General features: G+C 71.1%; 18 protein-coding genes. 11 read left to right on the top strand and 7 right to left on the bottom strand.

Annotation, left to right across the window (positions count from 1 at the left end; genetic code table 11):
- Nucleotides 1-96: 96 nt before the first annotated feature.
- Entirely contained in the window at nucleotides 97-1,674 is a 1,578-nt protein-coding gene (locus AB0M46_RS04675; protein WP_363332928.1) for a carboxylesterase family protein, read from the bottom strand.
- Between the two features lie 361 nt (nucleotides 1,675-2,035).
- Between AB0M46_RS04675 and AB0M46_RS04680 the strand changes: the two genes are divergently transcribed.
- Nucleotides 2,036-2,404, top strand: coding sequence for an acyl-CoA dehydrogenase family protein (locus AB0M46_RS04680; protein WP_363332929.1), 369 nt, complete (start codon nucleotides 2,036-2,038; stop codon nucleotides 2,402-2,404).
- Nucleotides 2,401-3,432 (top strand): phosphotransferase family protein, encoded by a 1,032-nt coding sequence (locus tag AB0M46_RS04685; protein ID WP_363332930.1) that lies wholly within the window; start codon nucleotides 2,401-2,403, stop codon nucleotides 3,430-3,432. Before AB0M46_RS04680 ends, AB0M46_RS04685 begins: the two co-directional genes overlap by 4 nt.
- A gap of 615 nt (nucleotides 3,433-4,047) precedes the next feature.
- Here AB0M46_RS04685 and AB0M46_RS04690 read toward each other — a convergent pair.
- Complete coding sequence (locus tag AB0M46_RS04690) at nucleotides 4,048-4,830, bottom strand: hypothetical protein (protein WP_363332931.1); 783 nt, start codon at nucleotides 4,828-4,830, stop codon at nucleotides 4,048-4,050.
- Nucleotides 4,831-4,888: 58 nt separating this feature from the next.
- Entirely contained in the window at nucleotides 4,889-5,347 is a 459-nt protein-coding gene (locus AB0M46_RS04695; RefSeq protein ID WP_363332932.1) for a hypothetical protein, read from the bottom strand.
- A gap of 509 nt (nucleotides 5,348-5,856) precedes the next feature.
- Here AB0M46_RS04695 and AB0M46_RS04700 point away from each other — a divergent pair.
- Nucleotides 5,857-6,993, top strand: a complete 1,137-nt coding sequence (locus tag AB0M46_RS04700) for a glycoside hydrolase family 19 protein (RefSeq protein WP_363332934.1) — start codon at nucleotides 5,857-5,859, stop codon at nucleotides 6,991-6,993.
- On the opposite strand, the gene AB0M46_RS04705 is transcribed toward AB0M46_RS04700, so the two are convergent.
- Nucleotides 6,936-7,697 (bottom strand): methyltransferase domain-containing protein, encoded by a 762-nt coding sequence (locus AB0M46_RS04705; RefSeq protein ID WP_363332935.1) that lies wholly within the window; start codon nucleotides 7,695-7,697, stop codon nucleotides 6,936-6,938. The genes AB0M46_RS04700 and AB0M46_RS04705 overlap by 58 nt on opposite strands.
- Before the next feature lie 153 nt (nucleotides 7,698-7,850).
- Here AB0M46_RS04705 and AB0M46_RS04710 point away from each other — a divergent pair, with 153 nt between their 5' ends.
- Both AB0M46_RS04710 and AB0M46_RS04715 read left to right on the top strand, forming a co-directional pair.
- On the top strand, nucleotides 7,851-8,201 hold the full coding sequence (locus AB0M46_RS04710; protein ID WP_363332936.1) for a hypothetical protein: 351 nt from the start codon (nucleotides 7,851-7,853) through the stop codon (nucleotides 8,199-8,201).
- A gap of 101 nt (nucleotides 8,202-8,302) precedes the next feature.
- Nucleotides 8,303-9,415: a right-handed parallel beta-helix repeat-containing protein gene (locus AB0M46_RS04715; protein WP_363332937.1), complete on the top strand. Its 1,113-nt coding sequence runs from the start codon at nucleotides 8,303-8,305 to the stop codon at nucleotides 9,413-9,415.
- Between the two features lie 371 nt (nucleotides 9,416-9,786).
- On the opposite strand, the gene AB0M46_RS04720 is transcribed toward AB0M46_RS04715, so the two are convergent.
- Together AB0M46_RS04720 and AB0M46_RS04725 are read right to left on the bottom strand one after the other, a co-directional pair.
- On the bottom strand, nucleotides 9,787-13,059 hold the full coding sequence (locus AB0M46_RS04720; protein WP_363332938.1) for a discoidin domain-containing protein: 3,273 nt from the start codon (nucleotides 13,057-13,059) through the stop codon (nucleotides 9,787-9,789).
- A gap of 14 nt (nucleotides 13,060-13,073) precedes the next feature.
- Nucleotides 13,074-15,587 carry a discoidin domain-containing protein gene (locus AB0M46_RS04725; RefSeq protein ID WP_363332939.1) on the bottom strand — a complete coding sequence of 838 codons (2,514 nt, stop codon included), beginning with the start codon at nucleotides 15,585-15,587 and terminating at the stop codon, nucleotides 13,074-13,076.
- 294 nt (nucleotides 15,588-15,881) lie between these two features.
- Between AB0M46_RS04725 and AB0M46_RS04730 the strand changes: the two genes are divergently transcribed.
- Entirely contained in the window at nucleotides 15,882-16,028 is a 147-nt protein-coding gene (locus AB0M46_RS04730) for a hypothetical protein (RefSeq protein WP_363332940.1), read from the top strand.
- A 13-nt stretch (nucleotides 16,029-16,041) separates the two neighbouring features.
- Here the strand turns inward: AB0M46_RS04730 and AB0M46_RS04735 are convergent, their stop codons facing one another.
- A complete protein-coding gene (locus AB0M46_RS04735; RefSeq protein ID WP_363332941.1) occupies nucleotides 16,042-17,283 on the bottom strand; it encodes an ROK family transcriptional regulator in 1,242 nt (413 codons plus the stop codon).
- An 80-nt stretch (nucleotides 17,284-17,363) separates the two neighbouring features.
- Here AB0M46_RS04735 and AB0M46_RS04740 point away from each other — a divergent pair, with 80 nt between their 5' ends.
- The 5 genes from AB0M46_RS04740 (at nucleotide 17,364) to AB0M46_RS04760 (ending at nucleotide 24,090) form a co-directional block, all read left to right on the top strand.
- The gene (locus tag AB0M46_RS04740; protein ID WP_363332942.1) at nucleotides 17,364-18,212 is read left to right on the top strand and encodes a LacI family DNA-binding transcriptional regulator; all 849 of its coding nucleotides are present in this window, start codon (nucleotides 17,364-17,366) and stop codon (nucleotides 18,210-18,212) included.
- 204 nt (nucleotides 18,213-18,416) lie between these two features.
- Nucleotides 18,417-19,724 carry an extracellular solute-binding protein gene (locus AB0M46_RS04745; protein ID WP_363332943.1) on the top strand — a complete coding sequence of 436 codons (1,308 nt, stop codon included), beginning with the start codon at nucleotides 18,417-18,419 and terminating at the stop codon, nucleotides 19,722-19,724.
- A 60-nt stretch (nucleotides 19,725-19,784) separates the two neighbouring features.
- On the top strand, nucleotides 19,785-20,717 hold the full coding sequence (locus tag AB0M46_RS04750; protein WP_363332944.1) for a sugar ABC transporter permease: 933 nt from the start codon (nucleotides 19,785-19,787) through the stop codon (nucleotides 20,715-20,717).
- Nucleotides 20,714-21,541 carry a carbohydrate ABC transporter permease gene (locus tag AB0M46_RS04755; RefSeq protein ID WP_363332945.1) on the top strand — a complete coding sequence of 276 codons (828 nt, stop codon included), beginning with the start codon at nucleotides 20,714-20,716 and terminating at the stop codon, nucleotides 21,539-21,541. Before AB0M46_RS04750 ends, AB0M46_RS04755 begins: the two co-directional genes overlap by 4 nt.
- Nucleotides 21,538-24,090 (top strand): glycoside hydrolase family 2 TIM barrel-domain containing protein, encoded by a 2,553-nt coding sequence (locus AB0M46_RS04760; RefSeq protein ID WP_363332946.1) that lies wholly within the window; start codon nucleotides 21,538-21,540, stop codon nucleotides 24,088-24,090. The genes AB0M46_RS04755 and AB0M46_RS04760 overlap by 4 nt, the downstream gene beginning before the upstream one ends.
- Nucleotides 24,091-24,194 lie beyond the last annotated feature (104 nt).

Below are 24,194 nucleotides of genomic sequence, written 5' to 3' on the forward strand. Positions count from 1 at the left end.
CGAACTGGTCCGGCTGGCGCCCGCCACCGACAAGCACGAGCGAACGCCAGCCACTACCAAGAACGAACCGATCAGCGACGGCCCACGACCAATGCGTCAGACCGGGAAGCCGGGCGGCCGGGCGGTCTCGTCCCATAGCCCGTCCCACCAGTCGCGAAGGGTCCCGAGCGGATCGTCGACGATTTCCAGCGGTGTGCCGAGGATCTTCATCGTCCGGTGGCCGGTTTCGTACGCGGGCCATGGCCCGTAGACCGCCGACGTCGGATCACCGGTCGCGGCGAAGGCCGCCCACGCCGACCGCAGGGCGTGCCCGACGGCGCGCCCCGCGTCGTCGATGCCCACGAACTCGCCCCAGCCGGCCCGGTCGAAGGTGTCGAAGGTGAACGGGATATCGATGGAGTGGAAGGCACCCAGGTCGGCGTTCGGATTCTGCGACTGCCAGGTGAACGCGTAGGCATAGGTACGTGGGTTGTGCGCCGAGTGCGAGTCGGCCAACCGCAGTGCCGGCAGCCGCATGCCGCCGTCGGTGGTGAGGGCCGCCCACTGGTCGGCGCCGGCACTGCGGTTCGTGCCCTCGCCGAGCTTGGCGTAGTTGTCGACCAGTGCCGCCGACCGGTCCGGCGGCGGCGTCTTGCCACCCATCCGGTTGGTCAGGTACTGCGTCGTCCAGTCGATGAGCCCGTCCCGGCCGAGTGCGTTGGCTCGGGGGTCGGGGTAGAGACGCATCTCGTCTGCCGTCGAGCCGATCAGCAGATCGATGCCGGCGGCATCGCCGCGGGCGAGCGCGATCGACGGGGTCGTGAACACCACATCGTCGTCGATGACGGGGTGGAAGATCATCGCCCCGTACTCGGCCATCGAGTTCATCATGACCGCCTCCTGCGCCGCGAGGAGCCGGTCGGCCGGTACCTCGACCAGTTCACTGGCGGTGCGCACGCCGATTTCGGCCAGCAACCGGCCGGCGATGATGCCGGCGACCTCGGGGGTCTGGGTGAAGTCGACGCCCGGGCTCTGCGGGATCGCGCGTGCGATCGCATCCTTCGCGCCCGGCGCCGAGATCAGGTGGATGATCGAGCCGGCGCCGGCCGATTCGCCGAAGACCGTTATGCGGGACGAGTCGCCGCCGAACGCGGCGATATTCTCCTTGACCCATTGGGCCGCGAACAGCTGGTCGCGCAGCCCGGCATTGGTCACGGCGCCGATCTCGTCGCCACCGTAGTCGCGCAGGTCGAGGAAGCCGAATGCGCCGATCCGGTAGTTGACGGTGACGATCACGACGTTCTGCTCGGCGGCGAAGCGGGCGCCGTCGTAGCTCTCAAGCGAACCCGATCCGATCGTAAAGGCACCGCCGTAGATCCAGAGCAGGACGGGCAAGTTGTCGCCACCGTTCGCCGGGCGCCACACGTTCAACGTGAGACAGTCCTCGCTGACCCGGTCGGGTGTCATGCCCGGCACGGTCCCGGAGAACGGGCCCTCGAGGGTTTGGACGGGCGATGGGCCGAATTCGGCTGCCGAGCGCGGGCCGTCCCACGACGGCCCGGGCTGCGGCGCGGCGAAACGCGTCGGGCTTGCCGCAAACGGGATCCCGGCGAATCGGTGGACCGGTCCGTTCGGGGTCTGCTCGATGGTACCGACGAGTTCACCCTGGCTGATCTGCACTGTGGGGTCGGGCATCAGGCCTCCTGTCTGGCGGGGCCGGGGTACGGCTCCGCGAACAATGTTGTCAACGATGTCGGTAAGCGAAAGCGATCCGACCGGGCCGCCGAGGACCAGTCGGCCGTCCTCCATCAGGAACGCGCGGTCGGCAATGGCCAGGAGTCGTTCGACGTTCTAGTCGACGACCAGTACACCCACACCGGCCGATCGCAGCCGTACAGGAGGCTGGAGCGCGCTCATCTATGACGCGAGCCAACCGTGCGGCTGCCTCGCACCAGTGCTGCCAGCGCTGTGACGCATTTCCTGTTGACCTCATGCGACGCCGGGCGGCACGCTGACCGAGCGAGCGATCGGTCGGTACGACTCAAGGTGGTGTGGCGTGCGTGACGTCGATGCGTTGGTGACGGCGACGAGCGAGTTCATCCGCGAGACAGTGCTGCCGATCGACGACGAACACGACGGCGACGTGGAGGCCGCGGGAGGCGACGAACTGCGGCTGCGGCGCCAGGCGGCGGCCAGGGAGGCCGGCCTGCTGTCGCCGCACGGGCCGGTCGACTGCGGAGGCCTGGGCCTGTCGATGGTGCAGCGGGCGCCCGTCTTCGAGGCCGCGGGCTACTCCCGGGACCTGCCGATCGCGAAGATCGCGCGGGAAATCCGGCCGTTCCGCATCTACGACGGGCCGTCCGAGGTGCACCGGTGGTCGATCGCGAAGCGTGCGGTCCGGACCATCGCGGGGCGGGACCGGTGACCGGCCTCACCGCGACGGAGCTCGCGGCGGTCACCGGCTTCCTCACCGCGCAGGGCGTGGCGCAGGCCGGTCCGCTCACGTCGACGCGGATCGCCGCCGGCCGCTCGAACCTCACCGTCCGGCTGGACGACGGCGTGCGCCGATGGGTCCTGCGCATGCCTCCCCGCGCGGGCCGTACCCCTTCGGCGCACGACGTGGCGCGGGAGTACCGGATCATCGCGGCATTGGCAGGCTCCGACGTGCCCGTGCCGCCCGCCACCGCGTTGTGCGAGGACCTGTCCGTGATCGGCTGCCCGTTCGCCGTGGCGGAGTACGTCGAGGGCCGGACCATCCAGTCACGATCCGACCTCGACACCCTGGACGACGCGACGCTCGCCGCGGTCGTCGACCGGCTCGTCGCGGTGCTGGCCGCGCTCCACCGCGTCGACCACGACGCCGTGGGTCTGGCGGGACTGGGTCGTTCCGGCTCCTACGCCGAACGGCAGATCCGCCGCTGGTCACGGCAATGGGAGCTCGTCGCCGGCGATGACCCGGCCACGCGCCGGGACGCCGAGGAGCTGAGCCGCCGGCTCGCCCGCGGCGTCCCGCCGCAGCAGGCGACCGGCATCGTGCACGGCGACTTTCGCATCGACAACACTCTGCTCGTCCTCGACGATGCGCCCGCGGTCGCAGCGGTCGTCGACTGGGAGCTGTCCACCATCGGCGACCCGGTGGCCGACGTCGCCACGATGTGCGCGTACCGGCACCCGGCCTTCGACCTCATCGTCGGCAGCCCGGGCGCGTGGACGAGCCCACGGCTTCCCGGCGATGACGGCCTGGCGGCGGCCTATGCGGCAGCCGGCGGGGTCCCGCTCACCTCCTGGGATTTCCACCTGGCGCTGGCCAACTTCAAGATCGCGGTGATCGCGGCCGGCATCGACCATCGCCATCGGGCCGGTGCCGCGAGCGGGCCGGGGTTCGACACCGCCGGCGCGGCGGTGGGGCCATACCTCGCCGCCGGCCTGGACCTGCTGGGCGGGCACTCATGAGAACCGCGCTCATCACCGGGGCCTCGCGCGGCATCGGCCGAGGTATCGCACTCAGCGTCTCTGAGAATCTACGAAAGGCTATGTCGGGGTGCTGGCCGAGCACGTGACGGCGTTGCTGTCACGTGCTGGTGGAATCCTCGACTCAGCCGCCGGTCGCGGATGCGGCCGGCTCGTGTTCCCGTTGTGGCATGCGCCGCCGGCATCTGGCCCCTGATGGTGCTGGGGGTCTGGAGTGGCCGCCCCGCCGGACGCTGACCAGCCGGCCGTGATGAGGGCCGTACTGGGGCGGGGACCTCACGTCGGGTGGGCGCGAGGGGTGTGGTGTTACCAGAAGCCGCGGGTGTGCTGCGGCGAGTCTTCGGGAGCCGTCGGACGGGCCTGTCCACGGTTTTCACCGTGCGGATACGGCCGGTTTTACGGTCCCGGAATGCGTGGGCCTGTCCGAGCAGGCCGCGTGCCAGGATGCGTTCCGCGGCGGCGTGGTCGCGGTCCGACGGGAGCCCGCACCTGCAGACCGACCACAGCCGTTCGGGTCGACCAGCAGCTTGCTGGGGCGGCCGGGCCGGGCCCGAAGCCTGAGTTCCCAGTGGTACCGCACCGAAGTGCCCGTCACCGTCAGCTTCGGGCGAGCACCGGGGTCAGCGCCGTGAACACCCGTTCCGCGTGCTCCGGCGTGTACTCCTCGGGGTGTTCGGTGGCGCGGAGCAGTACTCCTCCCGTGGCCAGGCCGATGGCCTCGAAGAAGGCGCCCGTCGCGAGCAGCCCCGCGGCGCCCCCCAGCCCGGCGGCGAGCTCGGCGGGGACGACCGTCACCCATTCGTAGCCGCGCAGGTGGGTGCGGGCCGCGTCGGCGGAGTCGGTGTCCAGCCGGCGCAGCACGTTGTCGAGCTTGGTGTGGCTGTCCGGCGCGTGGTCGCGGACGGTCAGCTCGCCGTAGGACGGGTCGGCGGCGTCGCCGAAGCGGTGCAGCAGTTCCAGGGCGGCGGGCAGCACGGCGCCCCGGGTGCCGGCGGGCGAGGAGACGAAGAGGCGCAGCTTCACGTGGCGGGGCGAGCGCAGTCGCTGCACGCGGCACTGCAGCTCGTAGGGCTGGTACGGCTCGGGGATCTCATACGACCAGACGGCCGACCACCACCAGAGGCGGTCGTTCAGGCCGTCGGCCCAGTGCTTGGCGCGGACCGCCGGGCCGCGGCCGTGCAGCTTCGGCTTCAGGGTCGCGCCCGGGGGTGTGAAGGCGGGGACCACCAGTTCGGCGATGAGGTCGTACCAGCGCTGCAGGACCGGCGCGATCGGCTCCACCGGGTCGGCGGCGTCGAGGTAGAGGGCGATCGCCACCTCGTCGGGCTCCGGCACCTCGCCGAAGATCCACGCCGGTGCCTGGGCGTCGTCCGCGCTCATGCCGCTCCTCACCGGACGGTCCGCGAGGTGGTGTTCCCCGCGGACCGTCCGAACTCTACTAGGCGAAACTCGGGTTGAAGAGGCACACGATGATGCAGGCGATGATCACGCCGGCGGTGACGACCCCGGCCCCGACGGCGCCCGCCACGTCGGCGGCCTTGTCGGAGTCCCAGTGCAGGCCGCCGTTGGGGTCGACGTCGGTGATGCAGCTGTAGCCGGCGTACTCGAAGTCGACGCAGCCTGCCCCCTGATCGGTCAGGAGCCAGTTGAGCAGGTTCGCGTCGCCGCGGGACACAACCGGCTCGGACGCCTCGGTGACCAGGTCTGCGTCGCCGTTTCGGTGCCACGCGGAAAGCAGCCCTCGCCTGGCAGCGAGGCGCTGCCAGTCCACTGCGGGGCTGCTCGCGGCCAGGGTTGTGGCAGCGGCGGTGGCCAGACGACGGATCCACAGCAGATCATCGGGAACGGCCAGGATCGCTGCCCAGGCGGTGACCCGGCCGTAGCCCAACGACCCCACGGGCGTGATTCTGGCGTTGCGGTCGGTGCAGCGGCGGATGTGACATGACGACGACGCCGGATGGGGTTCCGACGACGGCGGAGGCGCGGGTGGCGGAGAACGGCGCCGCTCCACCAGCCAGGCCCGGCCGGCCCGACGGCATCACCCGTCGGGACCGGTGCAAGAACATGCGCCCACCACGCATCCGGGCGACCTCAGCACGCCGCTCAAACGATCGTCAAGATCAGAGCCACGCGCTCTCCACAGTGGACTATCGACACGAGGTACCGCACTCGCCAGATCAGCAAGGTGGTCAACAACCTCAAGCTGGAACAACGCCGGGGCCGTGGGTAGATACCGAGTTGTCAGAGTTGTCCGGATCGGGGTTTCCGGGGGTGTTCGGGGGTTGAGAATCGTCGGCGACGAATAAAGGAAAGACTCTTTACAGTTTAACTAGTTTGCGATATGAAAAGCCCCAAAGAGATCAGGATCCATGTCCCGCCCTCTCCCCTCACCCCAGGAGTCTCATCATGGACAGATCACGTCCGGCGCTTCTGCGCCGGGTACTCGTCGCGGCGGTCGTCGCCGTCGTGGGCACCGTCATCCTCATCCCGGGCTCGGCGTCCGCCGCGGGCACCGGCACGATCACCGGATTCGGCGGCAAGTGTGTCGACGTCTCCGGCGCCAGCACCGCGAACGGCACCAAGATCCAGCTCTGGACGTGTAACGGGACCGGCGCGCAGAGCTGGACCGTGGGCACCGACGGCACGATCCGCTCCCTCGGCAAGTGTCTCGACGTCTCCGCCGGCTCGACGGCCGACGGGGCCAAGGTCCAGCTCTGGGACTGCAACGGCACCGGCGCGCAGCAGTGGACCGCCACCGCGGCCCAGGACATCGTCAACCCGCAGTCCGGCAAGTGTCTCGACGCCACCGGCGTGAGCTCGGCCGACGGCACGGCGTTGCAGATCTGGGCGTGCAGCGGCGGCGCCAACCAGAAGTGGACCGTCCCCGGCGGCAGCACCGGCGGGGGCGGCGGCGGGGGCGGGGGCGGCAGCTTCGTGGTCAGCGAGGCGCAGTTCAACCAGATGTTCCCGAACCGCAACGGCTTCTACACCTACGCCGGGCTGACCGACGCCATGCGCAAGTACCCGTCGTTCGCCACCACCGGCAGCGCCACCGTCCAGCGCCAGGAGGCCGCCGCCTTCCTGGCCAACGTGGCGCACGAGACCGGTGGCCTCGTGTACATCAACGAGATCAACACCGCCAACTACCCGCACTACTGCGACAACAGCCAGCCCTACGGCTGCCCCGCCGGCCAGGCCGCCTACTACGGCCGCGGCCCGATCCAGCTGAGCTGGAACTTCAACTACAAGGCGGCCGGCGACGCGCTCGGCGTCGACCTGCTTCACAACCCCAACCTGGTCGCCACCAACTCGTCGATCTCCTGGCAGACCGGCCTGTGGTACTGGATGACCGGCACCGGCGGCGCCGGCACCACCTCGCACAACGCGATGGTGAACAGCCAGGGCTTCGGCGTCACCATCCGCGCGATCAACAGCATCGAGTGCAACGGCGCCAACCCGGCGCAGGTCCAGAGCCGCGTGAACAGCTACACCAACTTCACCGGCATCCTGGGCGTGCCCACGGGCGGCAACCTGTACTGCTGAGCACCACGCTCGTCGAGGGGCCGGTCACGCCTGTGGCGTGGCCGGCCCCTCGTACGTTCCCGCGCCCCATAGAACGGCCCGGCGGTCGGGTGCACCGCGATGCGCCAGCCGAGCCCGTCCAGCTGTCGTTGCAGGTCGGCAGGCCGGTGCGGGACCTTGACGATCCGGTAGGCGGTGCCGTCGGCGAGCTGGCGCTGCACGACCGGGGAGTCCTCGCCCTCGACGAGCTCCTCGCTCGTGCGGTGCGCGTCGTCGACGAAGAGCACCCGACCGTCGGGCCGCAGGCAGTCGGCCACGAGCGACCAGAACGACGCGAAGTGCCCTGCCGGCACGTGCGACAGCCAGAACCCGAAGAACACGACGTCGTAGCGGCGGTCCGGGCGCCAGCCGAACAGGTCGGCCTGCACGAAGCGCACCCGCGGCTCGGGACCCACCCGGCCCGCGGCGATGGCGAGCATCTCGGCCGAGCCGTCCACCGCCGTGACGTCCGCGGCGTGCCGCAGCAGCTGCGGGGTCCACGTGCCCGGGCCGCAGGCGAACTCGAGCACGCTTCCGGCCGGGCGGAACGCGTCGATCGCCGCGGAGAGCTCGGACCCGCCGGGGAACGGCAGGGCGTGCTCGTCGTACTCGGCGGCCACCGCCCGGTAGAACGCGGCCTGCTCGCCGAGCAGCTCCGCCAGATCGTCGCCATCGACTGATGTCATCGCTCGAACGTACCCCGGTCGCGCTCGAGCGCGGGTGACAGAATCGGGCACCTCTGGAAGCCGGCCGCGTCCTCCCCGCCCTGGCCGATCGACGGCTGGCTCACCGGCGAGGAGGGGGACTTCGCCGCGAGCCTGGCGATCCTGCGCCCGGCCGTGCTGCCCGCGACCGCCGGCCAGCACGCGTGGGTCTGGTCGCCGCCGTGGATGCGCACCTTCGCCGGCATCGGGCTGGCCGCCGGCGACGCCGAGTTCATAGCCGCTACAGTGCACATCGCCGAGCTGGGCGCGGAACGCAACCCGGGGGTGGCGACCCTGGCCGGTGTCGCCCTCCAGGTACGCGGTCTGGTCGAAGGCGACGTGCGACTGCTCGGCAGGGCCGTCGACGTGCTGCGCACCGCACCGCGGCCGATCATTCTGGCCCAGGCGCTGGCCGACCACGCGCAGGCGCTGCGCGCGGCCGGCGACGGTCAGGGCACCCGCGAGGCCGATCCCGTTGTCAAATAGGAGTTTTGCCGCCACACGAAACCTGACACCGGGCAGCGACGTATGTCGATAGCGTCTGGTTCGACAGCCAGCCCTCTGCCCGATCCAGAAGGACGTGACCCATGCGCAACCTGTCCCGTTTCGCGCCGCGGATCCTGGTCGCCGCCGCGGTCGGCGCCGCCTTCGCGGCCCTGCCGGCCACCGGCGCGCTGGCCAACCCGTCGTGCGGCTCGACGATCACGGCCAGCGTCACGCTGACCGCCGACCTCACCTGCACCGGCGACGCGCTCATCGTCGGGGCCGCCGGCGTCACCGTCAACCTCGGTGGGTACAACATCATCGGCACCGGCACCGGCACGGCGGTGCGCAGTTCGGCCGACGACGTGACCGTGACCAACGGCGGCATCAGCGGCTTCGCGCAGGGCTTCTACGCCTTCCTGGCGCAGCGCCAGACGCTGAAGAACCTGCACATCAGCAACGGGATCGGCATCAAGTTCCGCAACGCCTCGGACTCGAAGGTCCTCAACACCACGGTGACCAACGCCCAGGTGCAGGTGCAGTCGAGCACCGGCGTCGCGCTGAGCAACGACACGCTCGACCACGCCCCGCTCACCGCCTTCGAGGCCAACACCCTCAAGGTGACGCTGAGCGGGCTGGCCGACGGCGCGGTCTCGATCGGCGAGTCCAACTCGGTGAAGCTGACCACCAGCACCTTCACCCGGGCGCCGATCTCCTACAGCACCGCGTCGAAGAACATCCTCATCCAAGGCAACACGATCCAGGGCGCGGCCGAGGGCGTGCGGATCAACGCCTCCAGCACCGGCGGCCAGATCCTGGGCAACACGTTCACCGGCAACACGATCGGCGTCCGCACGACGGTGCCCGACCTGGCACCCATCTCCGGCACGGTCGTCTCCGGCAACACGTTCACCGGCAACACCGCGGCCGGCGTGCTGTTCGAGGTCTCGTCCAACACGGGCGGCACGGCATCGGTGTCCGGCAACTCGTTCATCGGCAACGGCCTCGTGGGCGGGGTCAACGACCGGCTCGGCCGCCCGCTGGGCGACGGCGCCCACTTCGCCACGGTGGCCGGGGCCGCCGTGACGGTGGCCAACAACCTCACGCAGGACAACGGCCGGTACGGCATCTTCGCCGACCCGTCGACGGTCATCGACGGCGGCGGCAACGACTCGACCGGCGACCCGCTGGGGTGCTCGGGCGTGGTCTGCATCTAACGCGGCCGAAGTCCCGTCCGGCCCGGAAGGCACGCGGCCAAGGCCGTGCGGCGGACCGGCCGTGCGCCGCGAGGGCGACCTTGGCCACGGCACCGGCGACGAGCCGGCGGTCGGCGACGCTGCGCGGCGTCCTCGTCGGCGCTGCGCTCGGCGAGCAGCCAGACCGCCTCCTCGACGCGGCGCAGCAGCGGGTTGACGGCCGCGGCGGTCGAGGCGAGCGCGGTCCGCCTGGTCGAGGGCGTCCCCTGGGTCGTGCACCTCGTCGCTGCTCGGCCGGCGGATCCGGGCGCGACGGAGCCGGACGCGCGCCTGTTGACGGTGACAGCCGGTGCGCGGCGCGGCCGCGCACCGGCTGCTACCGGCCGTTGGGTTCAGCTGCCGTAGACCTGCAGCTCGTACAGCGAGTAGCCCCACTGCCCGGACAGTTGTGTGCCTTGCATCCGGACGTATCTGGCCTGGCCGCTGACGGCTATCCGCTCGGTGCCGCCGGCGCCGGAGGTCGTGGTGTACATGTCCCGCCACGAGGAGCCGTCAGTGGAGGCCTGCAGCTTGTACCCCTTCGCGTACGACGCCTCCCACAGCAGATCGACCTCGCTGAGGTTGAAGGTGCCGCCGAGGTCCACCTGGATCGAGTTGTTCGGGTCCTGGCTCGCCGCCCAGCGCGACGCGGTGTCACCGTCGACCGCCTTGGCCGGGCCCTGATCGGGGCTGGACTGCGACGACGCCGTGGCGGTCTTGTTGAGGGCCAGGTTGGTCCGGCCCGCGGTCGTGGTGATGCTGAGGGTGGTCGCCCGGCCGGCCTGCAGCGGCACGACGCGGGCGATGTTGCCCAGCGGCGAGCTCTGCACGGCACTGCCGTCGGTGGTGATCGAGGCGATGCCGTTGCGCTGGATCAGCGTCAGGTTCTGGTTGATCTTCGACGTCAGCGTCACCTTGATGGTGTGGGCGAAGTTGTCCCAGTTCAGGTTGTTGATGGTGAACTGGCCCTTGCCCAGCATGCCGTTGATGGAGCCCTTCGGCAGGCCCGCGGGCATCGCCGGCAGCAGCTCGATCGTCCCGGGCTGGGTGGCGGCCGCCATCTCCATCATGATCGTGGGAACGGAGTTGACCACGTCGGTGGCGAAGACGCTGTGGTTGTTGTAGTGCGACGTCGCCATGCTGCTGTAGTAGTAGTCCTCCTTGGCGAAGCGCAGCAGCTTGGCGTTGACCGAGCCGGCGTCGTTGGTGTCGGCGGCGATCAGCGCCCCGTGCAGCAGGCCGTGGCCGGCGTTCTCGTAGCTGCCCTGGTCCTTCTTCTGCAGGAAGACGTGGGCCGCGTTCCACTGCGCCCGGTTGGTCTCCGGCGTGAGCTCGCGGTACGGCCAGATCGGCATCAGCCCGCTGGAGTGCCGGTGCTGGTACTGGTTCTGGTTGGCCAGCCCGGGCGTCGCCCATTCGGCCAGCGCGCCGTCGTTGTTCACGAGGTACGGCGGCAGGTTGTTGAGCTTCTCCTGCCAGACCGGAATCTTGTCGGCATCCCGGCCGAGCGCCTGGCTCGTCTGGATCAGCGTCGACAGCGCGAAGCGGGCGCCGGAGATGTCGTACACCGAGTTGACCGCCAGCGGCACCCCGTTCGGCGGGCGGTTCTCCGGCGAGATCGAGCCGGCCAGGATGTACTTGCCGTTGGCGTCCTTCTTCACGAGGAAGTCCTCGTAGAAGTCGCCCATGTCGCGGATCAGCGGGTAGTACTTGTCGGCGAGGAACGTCTTGTCGCCGGTCACCTCGTAGTACTCCCAGAACGGGTACAGCAGCCACGACTCACCGCCCGTCACGTACTGGTACGGGTAGTCGAAGTTGATGTTCGAGATGAGCCCTTCCTCGTTCGGCGTGTTGCCGCCGGTGAGCATGCCCCGCGTGCCGAGCAGCTTGCGCGCGTTGGTCCGGAAGTCGTTCTGCCACTGCTGGTTGAGGTAGAAGTACCCGGCCATGGCCTCCGGCATGTTGCCCACGTTGCCGCTGGAGATCTGCAGGTTGAGGTTGGCGTCGAGGTGGTAGTAGCCGTCCCACCCGACGTTGCTGTCGCCGGTCCAGTTGCCCAGCAGGTCCGGCGCCGCGGTCTCGTTGGACGAGGCCAGCAGGTGGTAACGGCCGGCGTAGAACATCCGCTCGTACAGCGCCGGGATCGGCGTGGACGAGTTCTTCTGCTCCGCCAGCAGCTGCTCGGTGGGCTTGGCCCGGTCGGCCGCGCTCGCCCCGAAGTCGATGGACACCCGGCCGAAGATGTCCCGGTGCTTGCTCGTGTGGCGGTTGAGCAGCGTCTGGTAGCTGTCGTTGATGCCGGACAATCGCTGCTGCAGCAGCTGCCGGTTCCACTCCGTCTCCGCGGTGACGCCGCCGTTGTACGTCCCGTTGTACCGCTGGGTGAGCGACAGCAGCGTCACGTAGGTCGCGTTGGCGACGGTGACGTTGCCGCCGGACAGCGTCTTCGTGCCGTCCGTGACGATGCGGGTGACGCCCTCGTAGCCGGCGTTGTAGGAGCCGCTGGGGTACTTCGCCCGCAGGTTGAGGAAGTCGGTGGTGGAGTTGTTGGTGTACGTCACGCCCTTGTTCGTCAGGTTCATGCCGGGATCGATCGACAGCCCCAGCGTCACGTTCAGCCGCTGGCCGCTCGGGGCCGCCATGTTCTGCACCGTGACCCCGTCGGTGCGCGACACGAACGAGTCGCGCTGCCAGCTGCCCTTGTCGTCGGTCCAGTGCACCGACACCACGCCCGAGGCGTAGTCCGTGGAACGGGAGTAGTTGCGCACGGCGCCGGCGTCGGGCATCTGCATGGTCATCTTGAAGCCCGGGTGCTTGCTGCCCTCACCGCCGCCCTGGTACCCCTGGACATCCGCGGCGAGCTGGTTGGCCTGCTGATACTGCCCGGCGATCAGCTGGTCGCGGATCTTGTTGATGTTGTCGGCGCTGACGGTGTTGAAGGTGCGGTGCGGCCGCGCCTCCGTGCGCGCCATGAAGAACCGCTTGTCGTTGAAGACCACGGTCTCGTTGCGCGGGTTGCCGAAGACGATGATGCCCTGCTTGCCGTTGCCGGCCAGCAGGCCGTTGGCCCAGTCCGCGTACGTCTGCGGGTAGGAATTCGACGGCGCCACCGCCGGCGCGCCGCTGCCGTCGCCGGTCGAGCCCGTGCCGTACACCTCGAACTCCCACAGCGAGTAGCCCCACTGCGTGTTCGGGGTGACGCCCTGCATGCGCACGTAGCGGGTGCTGCGCCCGACGGTGACGGAGTCGGAGCCGCCGTCGCCGGTGGTGGTCGAGTAGACGTCCGTCCACTGTGTCGCGTTGTCGGAGACCTGGATCTTGTACCCCTTGGCGTACGCGGCCTCCCAGACGAGGTTCACCGTCGACACCGCGTAGGCGGCGCCCAGGTCGACGTAGATCCAGGCGTTGTTGTCGTTGCTGTGGTCGCTGGACCAGCGGGTGGAGGTGCTGCCGTCGATGGCGTTGGGGGCGCTCAGCGTGCCGTCCTGGTAGGAGGCGACGGCCCGGGCGCCGGCTTCCCGGGCGAGGTTGACCGGCGTGTCGGCGGCCGCCGACGGCAGCCGCACGGCGGCCCCGGCGATCAGCACCGCGGCGATGCCGACGGCGCACTTGATGGCTCTGCGCATGGCGGTTCCCTTCTTCACCGGGTCGCCACCCGCAGCGAGGAGATGGCGTCGTTGTTGCCGGTGTCGAGCAGGTTCGGCGTGTCGGCGGTGAACGTCCACACGGTGCCGGAGAAGCCGGCGTCGGCGTAGGCGGTCACCTGGTAGCCGGCCGGGACGCGGATCGAGGAGATGCTGTCGTTGGCGATGCCGGCCGCCTGGAGCTGGGCCAGGTCGTAGCTGCCGACGCCGAACGTCGCCGACGGGCCGGTGTAGTTGGCGTCGCCGTAGACCGACGGGCCGGTCCCGCCGCTGATCGGGGTGCCGTACACCTCGAACTCCCACAGCGAGTAGCCCCACTGCGTGGCCGGGGTGACACCCTGCATGCGCACGTAGCGCGCGTTGCGCCCGACGGTGACGGAGTCGGAACCGCCGTCGCCGGTGGTCGTGGCGTAGACGTCCGTCCACTGTGTCGCGTTGTCGGAGACCTGGATCTTGTACCCCTTGGCGTACGCCGCCTCCCAGACGAGGTTCACCGTCGACACCGCGTAGCCGGCCCCGAGGTCGACGTAGATCCACGCGTTGTTGTCGTTGCTGTGGTCGCTGGACCAGCGCGTGGACGGGTTGCCGTCGATCGCGTTGGCGGCGGTCAGCGCGCCGTCCTGGTAGGAGGCGACGGCCCGGGCGCTGGCATTGCGGGCCAGGTTCACCGGCACGTCCGACGGCGGGGCCGGCGGCTTCGGCACGCTCTGCCCGGCCGGCGGCCACAGCGCGAAGGTGTTGGAGCCGCTGTGGGCGCTCGCGAACGGGCCGGCCATCGTGTTGGTGGACGCGACCGCGTTGCCGAAGAAGTCGGTGGTGACGTCGGCCGCGATGCTCTCGCCGGCCTTCGGGATGGTGCCGACCCGGGCCCGGGTGACCGGGGTGAGACCGGTGATGCCGGCGGTGTTGAGATCGAAGCTCAGCGACATCGCCGTGTTGGACGCCGTGTAGCGCACGTTGGACAGCTGCCCGGTGAAGTTGCCCTCCTTCACCTGCGTCTTGTTCGTCGCGTTGTCGGGCAGCGTCGAGCCCTGGACGAGGTTGTTGTACCAGAAGTCCTTCATCGGCGACGTGTTCGCGGTCGTCTCGTTCATCGTGCCGGGCTGGAAGTAGTAGGCGTCGCGCCCGGACCCGTCGATGTTGATGCGGCCGTTGTCGATGAACAGGTTGTTGGCGAAGACGATGCCGGTCGCGTCCAGCGTGCGGATGTCGCTGTTGCCGATGAAGACGTTGTTGTCGACCAGGATCGGGCCGAACACCGCCTCGGCGTAGTAGCCCCATGGCGCGTTCATGACGATGTTGCCGGTGATGCGGACGTTCTGGTTGCCCCAGTCGGTCCAGATGCCGGCGGAGTTGCCGCCGCGGGAGTTCTTGACGTAGTTGCCCTTGATGAGGCCCTGGTTCATGTAGTGCACCTTGATCGGGGCCGTCTCCGCGCCGCTGAACTCGTTGCGGTAGTTGGTGTCCTCGATCATGTTGTAGAGGATCTGGGAGTTCCACGAGAAGACCCCGGCGATGCCGGACTGGCCGGACTTCGCGATGTAGTTGTTGCGCACGATGTGCGAGCCGTACTTGCTCGTGTCGTGGAAGTTCGTCCGGGTCGTGCCGGGCCGGTTGCCGGCCCACTCGTCGCAGCCCAGCCCGATGTCGATGCCGATCGTGCGGGCGTTGATGACGATGTTGTTCTGGATGATCCAGCGCAGGCCGCCGTTGACGCTGATCGCGCCGGCCTGCCGGCGGGACGGGCTGCTCGGAAAGTCGGAGTAGGTGCCGGCGGCGTGCTTCACGGTGAAGCCGTCGACGGTGATGTACCCGAGCCCCCACCCGTCCGGCGCGAAGACCTGCCGGCGCACGTTGATCTCGGCGAGCTTGGCGTTGGGGTCGGCGCCGCCGAAGTTGGCCCAGATCGTCGTGTTGGAGCCGGAGACCTGCGTGAACCACGTGCCGGCCGCGTCCTGTACGTCGGCCTGCGTGGGCTTCTCGAGGTACGCCTGCTCACTGAGGTACACGTCGCCGGCGGTGTACCCGGGGAACGTGTCGCTCCCGCCGCCCATCGGCTGGCCGGTCGCATACGGGTTGTAACTGCCGAAGTACGAGTTGGGCAGCGTGACGCTCCAGACGTTGCCGCTGCCGCGCACCCAGTTGCTGATCTGCTCGGAGCCCTTGACGACGACCTCGCCGTCGCCGGCGTTGGTGTAGGTGATGCGGTGGGCCTCGTCAGTGCCGCCGCGGGCCGGCTTGACCGTCTCGCGGTAGAGCCCGGCGTGCACGACGACCTTGTCGCCCGGCTGCGCGTCCTGCGCGGCCTTGTTGATGGTCAGGTAGGGGGCGGCCTGCGTGCCTGCGTTGGCGTCGTTGCCGTTCTTGGCCACGTGGATGACGCGGGGCGCCGCGGCGGCGGACTGCGCGGCGATCGAGGGCACGGCGACCCAGACGACCGCGGCGGCGACGCCGAGCGCGGCGATCCCGGCGGCGAGGCGGGCGGCCCGCCGGGTCCTGCTGTGTGTCATGGGGCTCCTTCGGGGGGCGGATTCCCACCGTGAACGCCGGTCACGGTCGAAGCGGGCACGGCGGCGCCCGCCGCCTGGCGAGGCTTCAGGCGGGGGGTTGCGGGCAACCGCGGCGGAATTGGCGGCACGCCGGGGCTGCCGAATGGCCCCATGACGCGCCGAGAAAGTTACATTATTAATCTATGATGATCCAGGAGCATCGTCAACCGCATGGCGGGCGGCCGATCTGAGCACCGTACCGGGCCTGCGGCGATCACGCCAGGCACGGACTGTCCGCGCGCTACACCGTCGGCCGTGCGCGCCGCGGCGACGGTCCCGGCGTCCCAGATCCGCACCGGGCGGCGGGGGCCCGCGGCCCAAGCCCTGGCGGTCAGCCCGGACACCAGCATGATCGCCGCCGCGTTCGGCTACAAGGTCATGATCTGGCACCGCCACTGGTGACGGCGGCGCGGCGTCAAGGCCGGGGCGCCACCTCGGGGCCGTGGCCCGGGGCGACCGAGGCCTGCAGGACCAGGGCGGCGCCGCCGATCGCGGCCGAGTCCCGCGGGTTGCTCGACAGGTCGACGCGCACGTCGTGGACCTCGCGGGCGAAGGCGCGTTCGGCCAGGCGGCGGCGGATCTCGGTGACGTAGATCGAGCCGGCCACCGCGAAGCCCGGGCCGGCCAGCACGAGCGTGTCGATGTCCCACAGGTTGGCCAGGGCCAGAGCGGCCTCGGCCAGCAGGGCCGCGGACTCGTCGACCAGCGCGCGGGCGGCCTCGTCGCCGTAGACGGCGGCGCGGGCCAGCACGTCGAAGGCGCGGGCGTCCGGGTCGTCGGGGCGGATGCCGAGGCGGTCGGCGAGGCCGCCGGTGGCGCGGGCGCGGGCGACCAGGACCCGCGGGGCGGCGTACTGCTCCAGGCAGCCGCGGTTGCCGCAGCGACAGCGCTCGCCGTCGCGGACGACCGCGATGTGGCCGAGCTTGCCGGCGTTGGAGCTGGCGCCGCGGTGCAGGGCGCCGTCGAGGACGACGCCGGAGCCGATGCCCGAGTTCATGTACAGGCAGCCGAAGGTGCGCTCGCGCGAGACCTGCCGGCCCCAGAACTCGCCGACGGCGGCCGCGGCGGCGTCGCTGTCGACGAGGACGGGAACGCCGAGGCGGCCGGTCAGGGCGTGGGCCAGGTCGAGGCCGGCCGCGCGCCGTTGCGGGTCGGGGGACGCCTCCGGGAGCGCCAGGAAGCGGCCCCGGGACACGTCGACCGGGCCCGGGCCGACGACCGCCATGCCCGCCACGCTCTGCGGCGGCAGGCCCAGGCCGCGGGTGATGTCGTGGTACAGCGCGGCGAGGTGGGCGGCCATGCTCTCCGGGCGCCCGTCGGCCGGGCCGGCGACGAGCTGGCGGCCGACGGTGCCGCCGCGCGTGTCGGTGACCACGCAGGTGAGGGTGTCGGCGCCGACGTGGATGCCGACGCCGTACGCCGCGCGGGAGTTGATGACCAGCATCGATCGCGGCTTGCCGCGGGTGGCCACCGTGTCGCCGGTCTCGCGCACCACGCCGTCGTCGATGAGCCGGCGCACGATGTTGGAGATCGTCGGCTGCGTCAGGCCCGTCGCGTTGACGAGCTCCACCCGGCTGATCGGCCCGGAGGAGCGGATGAGGTCCACGATGAGCGCCCGGCTGCCGGGCCCCGCGGCCGCTGACTCCCGTCGCGCCACGCCCACCGCCCTTTCGTCTCGCCGTACGCTGTCGCACGACTACGTTACGGGGACGAAGGCTAAACCACGAGGAGGACCCAATGGCCGCGGCAGCGACCCCGCAGCAGGGCACGCCGGTGGGGCTCGCCCTCGTGCGCGACGCGGAGGTCCTCGGCGCCGAGCCGTTCTTCCACGAGTTCATCGCCGGCATGGAGCGGGTGCTGGTCCCGCTCGGCGTGCCGGTGCTGCTGCAGGTCGTGGCGACGGTGGCGCAGGCGGTGGAGCGGATGCGGGCCTGGGCGCAGTACGGCCAGGTGCAGGGCGTCATCCTCATCGACCTGCTGCCCGGGGACGAGCGCGTCGCCCTCGTGAAGGATCTGGGCCTGCCCTGCGTCGTCATCGGCGACCCGGAGACCGCCGACGGCCTGCCCACCGTGTGGACGCAGGACGAGGTCGCCATGCGCGATGTGGTTGGCGAGCTGGTCGCCGCCGGCCATACGCACCTGGGCCATGTCGCCGGCCCGGCGCCGATGGCGCACACCATCATCCGCCGCCGCACGTTCGAGCGGGTCGCCGCCGAGCACGGGGTGCGCACCACCTCGTTCGACGGCGACTACTCGGAGGCGGCCGGGGTGCGCGCGCTGGCCGCCCTGGCCGCGCTCGAGCAGCGCCCGACCGCCCTGGTGTTCGACAACGACGTGATGGCGCTCGGCGCGCTGCACGAGGCCGGCCGCCTGGGCCTGGCCGTGCCGGCCGACCTGTCGCTGGTGGCGTGGGACGACTCGGCGCTGTGCCAGCTCGCGGTCCCGCCGCTGAGCGCGGTCAGCCACGACGTGCAGGAGCTGGGCGAGCTGGTCGGCCACCGGCTCGCCGACGCCCTGTCCGGCGCGCCGGCCGGCATCGTGCGGGCGGCCCCGGCGAGGCTCATCGTGCGCGGCTCCAGCCGCTGACCGACCCCGGCGGGCCCGGCATCGGCCCACCTGGAACCCCAGTGCGGCCGAGCACCTCCGGCACTTTCATAGATTAAAAATCTTTGTTATTGACTTCGGACCGAACGGCGGGGACGCTGTGTGGCGAACACCCCTCCGGCGCCGGACGTCGACCCCGACGCGCGCCGTCTGCATTCGCCTGCCCGAGACGTAAAGGACTCCCCTATGGACCACCGCACCAGGCCGCGGGCCGTGCGCGCGGCGGCGGCGTTCGCCGTCGCCGCGTTAGGGCTCGGACCCGCACTTGGAGCCTGCGGCTCCGACGATCCCGCCGCCGCCCCGACCTCCATCGACGTCGTCACCCGCTGGTCGTCGGGCAACTCCGCCAACGCCGCGCAGAAGCGGGTCTTCGACGCGTTCACCGCCGAGACCGGCATCAAGGTGAACGTCACCGAGGGGCTGGAGACCATCGACGACCAGGTCGAGAACGCCGTCGCCGCGGGCAAGTCGCCCGACCTCGTCATCGTCAACCTGTTCGACAAGACGCTCGGGTGGCTCGACGCCGGCGTCACCGTGCCCGCCGACCAGTACGTCAAGGACTGGGGGCTCGAGGGCAAGATCAAGCCCGCGGCCCTGGACGAGTGGCGCGCCGGCGGGGCGGCCGGCGGCAAGCTGCAGGGCCTGCCGTTCTCGGGCTTCAGCTGGCCGCTGTGGTACAACGCCGACCTGCTCAAGCAGGCCGGCGTCGACAAGATCCCGGCGACCACCGACGAGCTGCTCGCCGCCGCGCAGAAGCTGCGCGCGAAAGGCATCGAGCCGCTCACCGTCGGCGGCAACGACTGGACCGGGCAGAAGCTCTTCTACCAGATCGCCCAGTCGTACACCGACGCCGCGACCATGAAGAAGGTCATGCAGTCGGGCGGCTACTGCTCGACGCCGAGCGTCATGGACGGCATCAAGCTGTTCACCCAGCTGCGCGACGGCGGCGTCTTCGTCGACAACGCGGCCGGGCTCATCGCCGACGGGATGTACGCGGCGTACTACGGCGGCAAGGCGGCCATCATGCCGGCCGGCTCGTGGGCCTACACCGAGTCGACGGCGGCCGGCACCGGCATCGACAAGAAGACGACGCTCGGCGGCTTCCCGGTGCCCAGCGGCTCGACGTTCAAGAAGCCCACGGCGTACCGCGGGTTCACCGGCGTCGGCTTCATGATCACCAAGAAGGGCGCCGAGGCCGGCCACATCGACAACGTCAAGAAGCTGGTCACGAAGTTCTACGCCGACACCACGGTGGGCGACTTCGTCAAGGACTCGGGCATCCTGCCGCCGACCACCGGCGACTTCGGCTCCTACGCGACCAACCCGCTGCTGTCGCAGTCGCTCGGCCTGGACAACGGCGTCGACTACGCGGTGCTGCCGGACGTGTGGATCGGCTCCGCCTCCGACCGGATCATCCAGGTCCTCACCGGGGCCTACGGCAAGTCGACGCCGCAGCAGGTCTGCGCCGGCCTCGACACCGCAACCAAGGGCTGACCAGGCACGGCCGGGGGCCGCACCAACGGCCCCCGGCCGACGGCATAAGGAACTGCAACGATGTCATCGACCAACGTCCTGCCGCGCGCCGCCGCGCTGCACGCCGCCGCGCCCAGGAAACGGCGGAAACAAAGCGTCCTGTGGCTCACCGTCCCGTCCCTGGTGTGGTTCGCGGTGTTCTCCGTCGGCCCGCTCGGCGCGATGTTCGTCATCGCCACGCTGCGGTGGAAGGGACTGCTGTACGAGCCGTCGTACGTCGGCACCGAGAACATCGGGCACGTGCTGGACGACCCGGCGTTCTACGACGCCCTGCGCAACAGCATGGTGCAGGTCGCCGTCGTCATCCCGGTCATGATCCCGCTCGCGTTCATGCTCGGGTACCACCTCAGCACCAAGCCGCGCGGGTACCGCGTCCTGTCGATCCTGTACTTCTCCCCCGGCCTCATCTCGATCTCCGTCACCGGCATGATCTTCTACGGCGTGCTGTCCCCGGACGGCGGCGTCAACGGCGCGCTGCGCGCGGTCGGCCTCGACGAGCTGGTCACGCCCTGGCTCGCCGACCCGGCCACCGCCCTGCCCAGCCTCATCGCCATCGACCTGTGGCGCGGCGTCGGCTGGACCGCGGTGCTGTTCGCCGCCCGGCTGGCCAGCCTGCCCGCCGACGTGGTCGAGGCGGCCCGCATCGACGGCGCCGGGCGCCTGCGCATCATCTGGCAGATCGCGTTCCCGATGGTCAAGGACTACGTGCGGACGCTGACGATGCTGCAGTACCTCTGGACGCTGTTCACCTCCGCCGCCCTCATCCTGCTGCTGACCAAGGGCGGCCCCGGCACGTCCTCGACGACCCTGTCCTACCTGGTGTACGCCAAGGCGTTCGCCCAGCGCGACCTCGGCTACAGCCAGGTCGTCGGCGTGGTGCTGCTCGTCCTCGGCATCGCCGGCATGCTCCTCATCCGCGCGCTGCTGCGCAGCTCAATGGAGAACACCCGATGACCGCACACAAACAGGGAGGGTCGCTCGCGACCGTCCTGTCGTGGCTGTACGCGCTGCTGCTCGCGCTGCCGCTGTACTACCTCGCCGCCAGCGCCCTCAAGACCAACGTCGAGATCTTCACGCGGCCGTTCGCGCTGCCGGCGCACTGGCTGTGGGGCAACTTCGCCACGGCCTGGCGCACCGCGGGCCTGGGCCAGGCGCTGCTGAACTCGCTGCTCATCTCGGCCGTCGCGATCGTGCTGACGCTCGCGCTCGCCGTGCCGGCGGCCTACGCCCTGGCCCGCTGCGACAACCGGCTCGGCCGGGCCATCACCGGCGCCTTCTCGGCCGGCTTCCTCGTCCCGCCGTTCGCCGCGCTGATCCCCACGGTGATCCTGGCGATCCGGATGGACCTGTTCTACACCCGCGAGTTCCAGATGCTGTTCCTGCCGGCCAGCGCGCTGCCGCTGTCGGTGCTGCTGCTGACCCAGTTCATGCGCACGGTACCGCCGGCGCTCGTCGAGTCGGCCGCGCTGGACGGCGCCGGCGACTGGCGGCTGCTGTTCAGCGTGTTCATCCCGATCGCGATGCCCGGCCTGGTGAGCGTGACGATCCTGCAGCTGCTCACCTTCTGGAACGAGTACCTGTTCTCGCTCACCATCACCGGCACCGGGCCGGACGTGCGCACCGTCCAGGTCGCCCTGCCGACGCTCGTCTCCGACGCCACCAACTTCGGCGTGCTCACCGCCGGCACTGTGCTCACGCTGCTTCCGGTGTATGTCGCGTACTCGTTGTCGAGCCGCCGCATGCAGGAGGCCCTCACCGCAGGGGCGGTCAAGGGATGACACTGACCACGCAGGCCACGACGGCCGCGCTGACCCGCCACGACCTCGGCGGCACCTGGGAGCTCACCTGGTCCGGCGGCCCGGCCGGCGTCCCCGACGCGGTGCGCGACGCGGTCGTCCCCGCCCAGGTGCCGGGCGAGGTGCACACCGCGCTGCTGGCCGCCGGCCTCATCGCCGACCCCGACGCCGGCAGGGGCGAGGAGGGGCAGCTGTGGGTGGGCCGCTCCCGCTGGACCTACCGCCGCCACGTCCACTGGTCGCCGGCGCCCGGCGCGCGCACCGACCTCGTCTGCGACGGGCTCGACACGTTCGCCGAGGTGTACGTCAACGGGCAGCCGGTCGGGACGGGCAAGGACCAGCACCTGGTGTACCGCTGGAAGGTCGACGACGCCCTGCGCCCCGGCGGCAACGTGATCGAGGTCCGCTTCGCCTCGGCCTGGGACGCCGCCCACGAGCACGAGCGCGCCCACGGCCCACTGCCGAGCCCGTACGACGAGCCGTACGCCCATGTGCGCAAGGCCGCCGCGAACTTCGGCTGGGACTGGGGCCCGCACTTCGTGACCGCCGGGATCTGGCGGGACATCCGCCTCGAGACGTACACCGGCCGCATCGAACACGTCCGGCCCCTCGTGCGCCTCGACACCCGTGGCACCGCCCGGGTCACCGCGCACGTGCGCGTCGACGCCCCGCCCGGCGCCCGCGTCCGCGCCGAGCTGCTCGACCCCGCGGGCCTGCCCGCGGCGAGCGGCACGAGCCTGATCGAGGACGGCGAGGCGGCGATCACGCTGCTTGTCGTCGAGCCGGAGCTGTGGTGGCCGGTGGGGCTGGGCGGGCAGCCGCGGTACGGGCTGCAGGTGGAGCTGGAGCACGACGGCACGGTCCTCCACGCCGCGAGCGCCCGCATCGGCCTGCGCAGCGTCGAGCTCGACGAGTCGCCGGACGCGCTCGGCACCCGCTGGGCGATCGTGGTCAACGGGCGGCAGGTGCGCGTCCGGGGGTACAACTGGATCCCCGACGACACCCTGTCCAGCCGCGCGACGCCCGAGCGGGTCGCGGCCCGCATCGACCAGGCCCTGGCCGGCAACGCCAACCTGCTGCGCGTGTGGGGCGGCGGCCACTTCGTCACCGAGGCCTTCCTCGACGCGTGCGACGAGCGCGGCATCATGGTGTGGCACGACTTCCTCTTCGCCTGCGCCGCCTACTGCGAGGACGAGGAGATGACCGCGCTCGTCACCGCCGAGGCCGAGCAGGCCGTGGCCCGCATGTCGGCCCACCCGAGCCTGGTGCTGTGGTGCGGCGGCAACGAGACCGTGCTGGGCCGCGAGCACTGGGGCTGGACCGACCAGATCGGCGAGCGCGCCTGGGGCGCCGGGTTCTATCTCGACGTCCTGCCGAAGGTGCTGGCCCGGCTCGACCCGACCCGCCCGTACGTGCCGAACTCCCCGTGGTCGGGCTCCCTGGAACGCGACCCGGTGGCCGACACCCACGGCCCGAGCCACCTGTGGGACGCCTGGAACGAGGCCGACTACGTGCACTACCGCGACCACGACCCGTCGTTCGTCGCCGAGATGGGCTGGTGCGGCCCGGCCGCGTGGACGACGCTGGAGCGGGTGCTGGACGGCGAGACGCCCGGCCCCGCCTCCCCGCTGACCCGCCACCACCTGCGCGCCATCGACGGCATGCACAAGCTCACCCGCGGCCTGCAGCCGCACGTCCCCACCCCGGCCGACGGCCCCGACTGGCACTTCGCCACCCAGGTCGTCCAGGCCCGCGCGGTCGCCGCCGGCGTCGAGTGGCTGCGCTCCCGCGAGCGCTGCGGCGGCGTCGTCGTGTGGCAGCTCAACGACTGCTGGCCGGCGATCAGCTGGTCGGCGGTGGACGTCGCGGGCATCGAAAAGCCGCTGTGGCACTCGCTGCGCCGCGCGTTCGCCCCGCGGCTGGCCACGATCCAGCCGGCGGCCCCCGGCCCGACCCACGACCCGACCGGCCCCGACGGCCTCGTGCTCGTCCTCGTCAACGACGGCGTCACCGCGTGGCGCCCCGGCGTGCTCATCCGCCGGGTCGGCGCCGACGGCCGGGAGCTGGCCCGGGCCCGCCTGCGGCCCGAGTGCCCGCCGGGCGCGGTGACCCGCGTCGCGGTCGGCCCAGAGGTCGGCCGCCCCGAGGACCCGGCGGCCGAGTTCCTCGTCGTGGACGCGGACTGGTCGCGGGCGACGTGGGTGTACCGCCCGGACCGCGACCGCACGCCCCCGCCGCCCCAGCGCCGCGTCGACCTGGCGGTGCTGGACGGCCGGCTGCACGTGGGCGTCACGGCGGCGACGATCCTGCGCGACGTGTGCGTGTTCGCCGACCGCCTGGCCGCCGCCCTGGACACGTCCCCGGCGGACCTGGTGGTCGACGACGCGCTCGTCACGCTCCTCCCCGGCGAGCGCCACGTCTTCCACGTGGCCCGCCGCGACGGCCGCCCGCTGCCCGCGACGGCGGCCTCGGCGATCCCGTCTCCGCTGCTCGGCGAGGTGGTGCGCTCCTTCGACGAGCTCACCACCTGACCGGCGGGGGGGGGGGCCCGGGGGGGGGGGGTCCCCCCCCGCCCCCCCCGGGGGGGGGGGACCCGGCGCCCGGAGGGGGGGGGGGGGACGGGGAGGGGGGGGCG

Origin of the sequence: Dactylosporangium sp. NPDC051485 (assembly GCF_040682015.1) — a bacterium.
Taxonomy (GTDB): Bacteria; Actinomycetota; Actinomycetes; order Mycobacteriales; family Micromonosporaceae; genus Dactylosporangium.